Below are 6,624 nucleotides of genomic sequence, written 5' to 3'. Positions count from 1 at the left end.
CCCCCACCCCGGGGGGACGCGACGGGGCTCCGGCGGGCCGTCAGGCCCCGCGCAGCACCGCGCCGGTGCGCTCGCCGGCCACCGCGACCGCCGACTCGCGGGCCGCCGACGCCTCGTCGGCCGTCAGCGTCCGGTCCGCGGCCCGGAAGCGCAGCGTGTACGCCAGCGACTTCTTGCCCGCGCCGGCCTGCTCGCCGGTGAACACGTCGAACAGCCGCAGCGACTCCAGCAGTTCGCCCGCGCCCTCGCGCAGCGCCGCCTCCACGTCCGCGGCGTGCACGCCCGCGTCGACGATCAGCGCCACGTCCTGGGTGGCCACCGGGTAGGCGGAGACCGGCGGGCCGGAGACCCGGCGGCCGTCCGCGAACAGCAGGTCCAGGTCGAGCTCCATCGCGCTGGTGCGCTCCGGCAGGTGCAGCGCCTTGACCACGCGCGGGTGCAGCTCGCCGGCGTGGCCGACGACCTCCTCGCCGACCAGCAGCTCGGCGCAGCGCCCCGGGTGCCACGGCGCGTACTGCGCCTGGCGGACGGTCAGTTCGACGCCCGCGGCGGCGGCGACCACCCGGGCCGCCTCGACCGCGTCGGCCCAGCCGGACGGCGCGCCCTTGCCCCACCAGCCCGAGGGCAGCCGCTCGCCGGTCAGCGCGACGGCGACCCGGCGCGGCTGGTCGGGCAGGGCGGCGTCCAGCTCGGCGAGCTGCTCCTCGGTCGGGCGGCGGTCCACCGGCAGCCGGGGGGCGACCTTCGGCTCGGCCTTGGGCAGGAACACCGTGCCGGTCTCGAACAGCGCCAGGTCGGTGTTGCCGCGCCCGACGTTGCGCCGCAGCGCGCCGAGCAGGCCAGGCAGCAGGGTGGTGCGCAGCGCCGGCTCGGCGTCGTTCAGCGGGTTGACCAGCTTGACGGTGCGCCGGCGCGGGTCGTCCGCGTCCAGCCCGAGGCCGTCGAAGGAGGCGTCGCCGACGAACGGGTACGCGTTGATCTCCACGTAGCCCGCGCCGGCCAGCGCCACGCCGACCCGCCGGTGGAAGCGCTGCGCCTCGGACAGGCCGCGTCCGGGCGGGGTGACCGGCATCCGGGCGGGGACGTTGTCGTAGCCCTCCAGCCGGATGACCTCCTCGGCGAGGTCGTACGGGTCGGTCAGGTCGGGCCGCCAGGACGGCGGGGTGACCTCCAGGACGTCCGCCCCGACGACCGTGCAGCCGACCTCCTGCAGGCGGCGGGTGACGGTCTCGCGGCCGTACTCGGCGCCGGCGACCCGGTCGGGCAGGTCGGCGTCGATCGGGATGGTGCGCACCGGGTGCGGGGCGGCGATGTCGGTGACGCCGGCCTCGGCGGTGCCGCCGGCGATCAGCACCAGCAGGTCGACGGCGCGCTGCGCGGCGGCCCGGGCGGCCTCCGGGTCGACGCCGCGCTCGAAGCGCTTGGACGCCTCGGAGGGCAGCTTGTGGCGCTTGGCGGCGCGGGCGATGGCGACCGGCTCGAAGTGCGCGGCCTCGATGATGATGTCGGTGGTGCCGCTGGCAAGGCCGGTGGCGGCGTCGAAGACCGGGTCGAGGATCTCGGTGGTGGCGCCGCCCATGACGCCGGCCAGGCCGATCGGGCCGGAGTCGTCGCAGATCAGCAGGTCCTCGGCGGACAGCTTGCGCTTGGCGCCGTCCAGCGTGGTGAGCTCCTCGCCGGCCTCCGCCCGGCGGACCTGGATCGGCCCGTCGACGCGGCTGCGGTCGTAGGCGTGCAGCGGCTGGCCGACCTCCAGCATCACGTAGTTGGTGATGTCGACGGCCAGCGAGATCGGGCGGATCCCGGCCTTCTGCAGGCGGCGCTGCAGCCAGATCGGCGACTTCGCGCCCGGGTCGACGCCGACGACGGTGCGCGCCACGAAGCGGTCGCAGCCGACCGGGTCGGCGACCTTCACCGGGTAGCCGTAGGAGTTGGCCGGGGGCACGTCCAGCAGCGCCGGGTCGGCCAGCGGCAGCCCGTACGCGGCGGCGGCCTCGCGGGCCACGCCGCGCATGGACAGGCAGTAGCCGCGGTCGGGGGTGACCGCGATGTCGAGCACCTCGTCGACCAGCTGCAGCAGTTCGAGGGCGTCGGTGCCGGCCTCGTACTCGGGCGGCAGCACGATGATGCCGTTGTGGTCGTCGCCCATGCCGAGCTCGCGGGCGGAGCAGATCATGCCCGCGGAGGTGTGGCCGTAGGTCTGCCGGGCGGAGATCGGGAACGGGCCGGGCAGCACGCCGCCGGGCAGGATCACCACGACCTTGTCGCCGACCTGGAAGTTGGTGGCGCCGCAGACGATCTCCTGCGGCTCGCCGGTGCCGTTGGCGGTGCCGACGTTCAGGAAGCAGTGCCGGATCGGCTTCTTGAAGCCGGTCAGCTCCTCGATCGAGAGCACCTCGCCGACCACCAGCGGGCCCTTGATGTCGGCACCGAGCTGCTCGACGGTCTCCACCTCGAGACCCGCGCGGACCAGCCGGGCCGCGACGTCGCGGCCGGTCTCGCCGGCCGGCAGGTCGACGTACTCGCGCAGCCAGGAAAGCGGGACGCGCATCAGATCTCCATCCCGAACGGGAGGGTGAAGCGGACGTCACCCTCGACCATGTCGCGCATGTCGGCGACGTTGTGGCGGTTCATCAGGATCCGCTCCAGGCCGAGGCCGAAGGCGAATCCGCTGTAGCGGTTCGGGTCGATGCCCGCGGCGACCAGCACCCGCGGGTTGACCACGCCGCAGCCGCCCAGTTCGATCCAGCCCTCCGAGGAGCAGGTCCGGCACGGGCGGTCGGGGTTGCCCACCGAGGCGCCGCGGCACACGAAGCACTGCAGGTCGATCTCGGCGCTGGGCTCGGTGAACGGGAAGTACGAGGGGCGCCAGCGCAGTTCGAGGCCGCCGCCGATCAGCTTCTCCACCAGCACCTCGATGGTGCCCTTGAGGTGGCCGAAGGTGATGCCCTCGTCGACCGCGATCGCCTCGACCTGGCGGAACACCGGGGTGTGGGTGGCGTCCAGCTCGTCGGTGCGGTAGACCCGGCCGGGGCTGACCGCGTACAGCGGCGGCTCGCCGGCCAGCATCGCGCGGATCTGCACCGGGGAGGTCTGGGTGCGCAGCACCATGCCGGAGTCGGCGGTGCCGTCGGGGGCCTCGACGAAGAAGGTGTCCTGCATCGAGCGGGCCGGGTGGTCGGCGTGCAGGTTGAGGGCGTCGAAGTTCAGCCACTCCGCCTCGACCTCGGGGCCGGACGCGACCTGGTAGCCCATCGCGACGAAGGTGTCCTCGATGCGCTCGGCCAGCGTGGTCAGCGGGTGCCGGGCGCCGCGCGGCACGCGGCCGTACGGCAGGGTGACGTCCACCGCCTCCTCGACCAGCACCCGGGCGTCGCGCTCCGCCTCCAGCTCGACCTGGCGCTCGGCCAGGGCCTTGTTGACGGCTCCGCGGGCCTGGCCGATCAGCTTGCCCGCGGCGGCCTTGGCCTGCGGGGGCAGGGCGCCGATCTCGCGGTTGGCGAGCGAGAGCGGGGAGCGGTCGCCGGTGTGCGCGACCTTCGCCTGCTTGAGCTCGTCGAGGTCGGCGGCGGCGGCGAAGGCGGCGATCGCCCCGTCCCGGGCCTGTTCCACCACCTCGGGCTTGAGGGCCTCGACCTCGACCGGGTCGTACGACTTATTGGGTGCCGACATCTCTATCTTTCCCGTGCTCCTGCTCGTGATCAGGTCTGCTGCGTCGCCGGGCGTCCAAGAACGCCAAGGGTCGAGTGTAGTCGCAGGCCGCGACCCCCCACCGCGACGGACCTCGCCGCCGGGCGGCTCAGAGCATGAAGTCGGGGACGCCCGCGGGCAGCACGAACCGGAACCGGGCGCCGCCGCCGTCGGCCCGGCTGATCCGGATCACCCCGCCGTGCGCCTCCACGATGCCCTTGACGATGTACAGGCCCAGGCCGGTGCCGCCGCGCTTGGAGCCCCGCCAGAACCGGGTGAACACCCGCGGCATCGCCTCCTCGGGGATGCCCGCGCCCTGGTCGCTGACGGTCACCGCGGTGCCCTCGACCACCCGCGGCGCCGTGCCGGGCACCTCCACCAGCTCCTTGGCCGGGCCGACCTCGATGGTGACGGTGCCCTCGCCGTGCCGCACCGCGTTCTCCAGCAGGTTCCCCAGCACCTGGTCGATCTTGTCCGGGTCGCCCCACTGCTCGGCGGGCGGCCCGGACACCCGGATGTCGAAGCGCTCGGCCGGGGTCCCGGCGGCGACCTTCCCGGCCACGTGCCGGTGCACCGCCGCGGCCAGGTCGATGCGCTGCTTGCGGATCTCCAGCCGGCCCGCGTCGATCCGGGAGATGTCCAGCAGTTCGGCGATCAGCCGCACCACCCGGTCGGCGTCCGCGTCGACGGTCTCCAGCATGACCCGCTTCTGGCCGTCGTTGAACCGCTCCCACTTGGCCAGCAGCGTCGCCGTGAAGCCCTTGACGCTGGTCAGCGGGGAGCGCAGTTCGTGCGCGACGGTGGCGATCAGCTCGGCGTGCGAGCGCTCGGTGCGCCGCCGCGCCTCGGTGCCGCGCAGCGTCACCACCACCTGCCGCACCGGTCCGCGCGGCGCCTCGCGCACGTACCGCGCGCACACCAGCACCTCGCGCCCGTCCAGCAGCAGGTTCCGCTCGGGCTGCCCGGTGCGCGTCGCGAGCCCGCCGTACGGGTCGGTCAGCCGCCACCAGCGGCGCCCGTCCAGGTCCTCCAGCGGCAGCGCCCGTTCCAGCTCGACGCCGATCGCGCCGCGCGCGGAACGGCCGGTGATCCGTTCCGCGGCCCGGTTGAAGACCACCACCCGGCCCCGCCCGTCCGCGACCACCAGCCCGTCCGGCAGGTCGTCGGGTTCGACCGGTGCCCAGTTGACGCCGCCCATGGGTGTCCTCCCCGCCCGCCCCCTCGCAGGCCCAGGAACCGACCCTAGCGCGCCCGGCCCTCGGCGCGACACCCGCCGCGGGAGCGCTGGGCGCGCGCGGAGGCGTACAGGCACACGGCGGCCGCCGTGGCGAGGTTCAGGCTCTCCGCGTGCCCGTGGATGGGCACCTTCACCACCTCGTCCGCCAGTGCGCGGGTCTCCTCCGGCAGGCCCCACGCCTCGTTGCCGAACACCCAGGCGCACGGGCCCTGCAGGGTGCCCTCGTCCAGCTCCTGGTCGAGGTCGCGCTCCCCGGCCCCGTCCGCGGCCAGCACCCGCACCCCGGCCGCCCGCAGCCGGGCCACCGCCTCCTCGACCGGCACCCCGGTCGCCACCGGCAGGTGGAACAGGCTGCCGACGGACGCCCGCACCGCCTTCGGGTTGTACGGGTCCACCGAGGCGTCGGTCAGCACCACCGCGTCCGCCCCGGCCGCGTCCGCGGTGCGCAGCACGGTGCCGGCGTTCCCGGGGTCGCGCACGTGCGCGAGCACGGCGACCAGCTTCGGGCGGGCGGCCAGCACCTGTTCGAACGGGGTGTCGATGAACCGGCACAGCGCCACGATGCCCTGCGGGGTGACGGTGTCGCAGATGTCGGCGACGACCTCCTCGGTGGCGCCCAGCACCGGCAGCCCGGCCTCCCGCGCGGCGGCCACGATCCCGGCGTGCCGCCCGGCGGCCTCGGGCGTCACGTACACCTCGACCACGGCGTGCTCGCCGTCCGGCAGCCGCCCGAAGGCCACCGCCTCCCGCACGGCCTGCGGGCCCTCGGCCAGGAAGCGCCGCTCCTTGCCGCGCTGGTTGCGCTTGGCGAGCCGGCGGGCGGCGACGACGCGCGGGGAGCGCAGGGAGGTCAGCAGGGGGGTCTCGGTGCTCATGCTCACGATCTTCGTCACGGACGGGCGGGGGCGCGGTACGCGACGGACCCGCAGGCCGGGCGGCCTGCGGGTCCGGGGAACGCTCTCAGGGCGAGTGCCTGGATCAGGCGGCGACCTTGGCGGCGTTGACGTCCGCCGGGAGCGCCTTGCGGGCGACCTCGACCAGCGCCTGGAACGCCACGGAGTCGTTCACCGCGAGGTCGGCCAGCATCTTGCGGTCGATCTCGACGCCCGCGGCCTTGAGGCCCTGGACGAAGCGGTTGTAGGTGATGCCGTTGGCACGGGCAGCGGCGTTGATGCGCTGGATCCAGAGCTGGCGGAAGTCGCCCTTGCGCTTCTTGCGGTCGTTGAAGTTGTAGACGAGCGAGTGGGTGACCTGCTCCTTGGCCTTGCGGTACAGGCGCGAGCGCTGACCGCGGTAGCCGGAGGCCCGCTCGAGGATGACCCGGCGCTTCTTGTGGGCGTTCACTGCCCGCTTGACGCGTGCCACTTCATTACTCCTTGGTTCCGGACCTCGGGTCGTGCCGGCGGTCCGTTATTCGATTCGGTCGGAAAGGATCAGCTGGTGCCCGCGACGCGGTCGCGGGCGGGCGATCACTTGCCGAGAAGCTTCTTGATCTTCTTCGCGTCGCCCGGGGCCATCTCGGCGTTGCCGGCCAGCTTGCGGGTCAGCGTCGAGGGCTTGTGCTCGAGCAGGTGGCGACGGCCGGCACGCTCGCGCAGCACCTTCCCGGAGCCAGTGATCTTGAAGCGCTTGCTGGCGCCGCTGTGCGTCTTCTGCTTCGGCATGTCGCCGTTTCTCCTCGTCGGTCCGTTCCGGCC

At 74.1% G+C, this 6,624-nt stretch carries 6 protein-coding genes; all 6 read right to left on the bottom strand.

The annotated features are described in order from the left end of the window. Positions 1-40: 40 nt before the first annotated feature. A complete protein-coding gene (gene pheT / locus ACFUEL_RS32270; protein ID WP_380240543.1) occupies positions 41-2,551 on the bottom strand; it encodes a phenylalanine--tRNA ligase subunit beta in 2,511 nt (836 codons plus the stop codon). Further along, positions 2,551-3,672 carry a phenylalanine--tRNA ligase subunit alpha gene (gene pheS, locus ACFUEL_RS32265; RefSeq protein ID WP_380240541.1) on the bottom strand — a complete coding sequence of 374 codons (1,122 nt, stop codon included), beginning with the start codon at positions 3,670-3,672 and terminating at the stop codon, positions 2,551-2,553. Before pheS ends, pheT begins: the two co-directional genes overlap by 1 nt. Positions 3,673-3,799: 127 nt before the next feature. Continuing rightward, entirely contained in the window at positions 3,800-4,888 is a 1,089-nt protein-coding gene (locus ACFUEL_RS32260) for an ATP-binding protein (protein WP_380240539.1), read from the bottom strand. 44 nt (positions 4,889-4,932) lie between these two features. Beyond that, positions 4,933-5,802: a TrmH family RNA methyltransferase gene (locus tag ACFUEL_RS32255; RefSeq protein ID WP_380240537.1), complete on the bottom strand. Its 870-nt coding sequence runs from the start codon at positions 5,800-5,802 to the stop codon at positions 4,933-4,935. Between the two features lie 103 nt (positions 5,803-5,905). Further along, complete coding sequence (gene rplT / locus ACFUEL_RS32250) at positions 5,906-6,292, bottom strand: 50S ribosomal protein L20 (RefSeq protein ID WP_380240535.1); 387 nt, start codon at positions 6,290-6,292, stop codon at positions 5,906-5,908. 104 nt (positions 6,293-6,396) lie between these two features. Further along, positions 6,397-6,591, bottom strand: a complete 195-nt coding sequence (gene rpmI / locus ACFUEL_RS32245; RefSeq protein ID WP_030268653.1) for a 50S ribosomal protein L35 — start codon at positions 6,589-6,591, stop codon at positions 6,397-6,399. Between the last annotated feature and the right edge of the window lie 33 nt (positions 6,592-6,624).

It is taken from the genome of Kitasatospora sp. NPDC057198, from assembly GCF_042670125.1.
GTDB lineage: Bacteria > Actinomycetota > Actinomycetes > Streptomycetales > Streptomycetaceae > Kitasatospora.
This window is presented reverse-complemented; position numbering and strand designations above follow the sequence as displayed.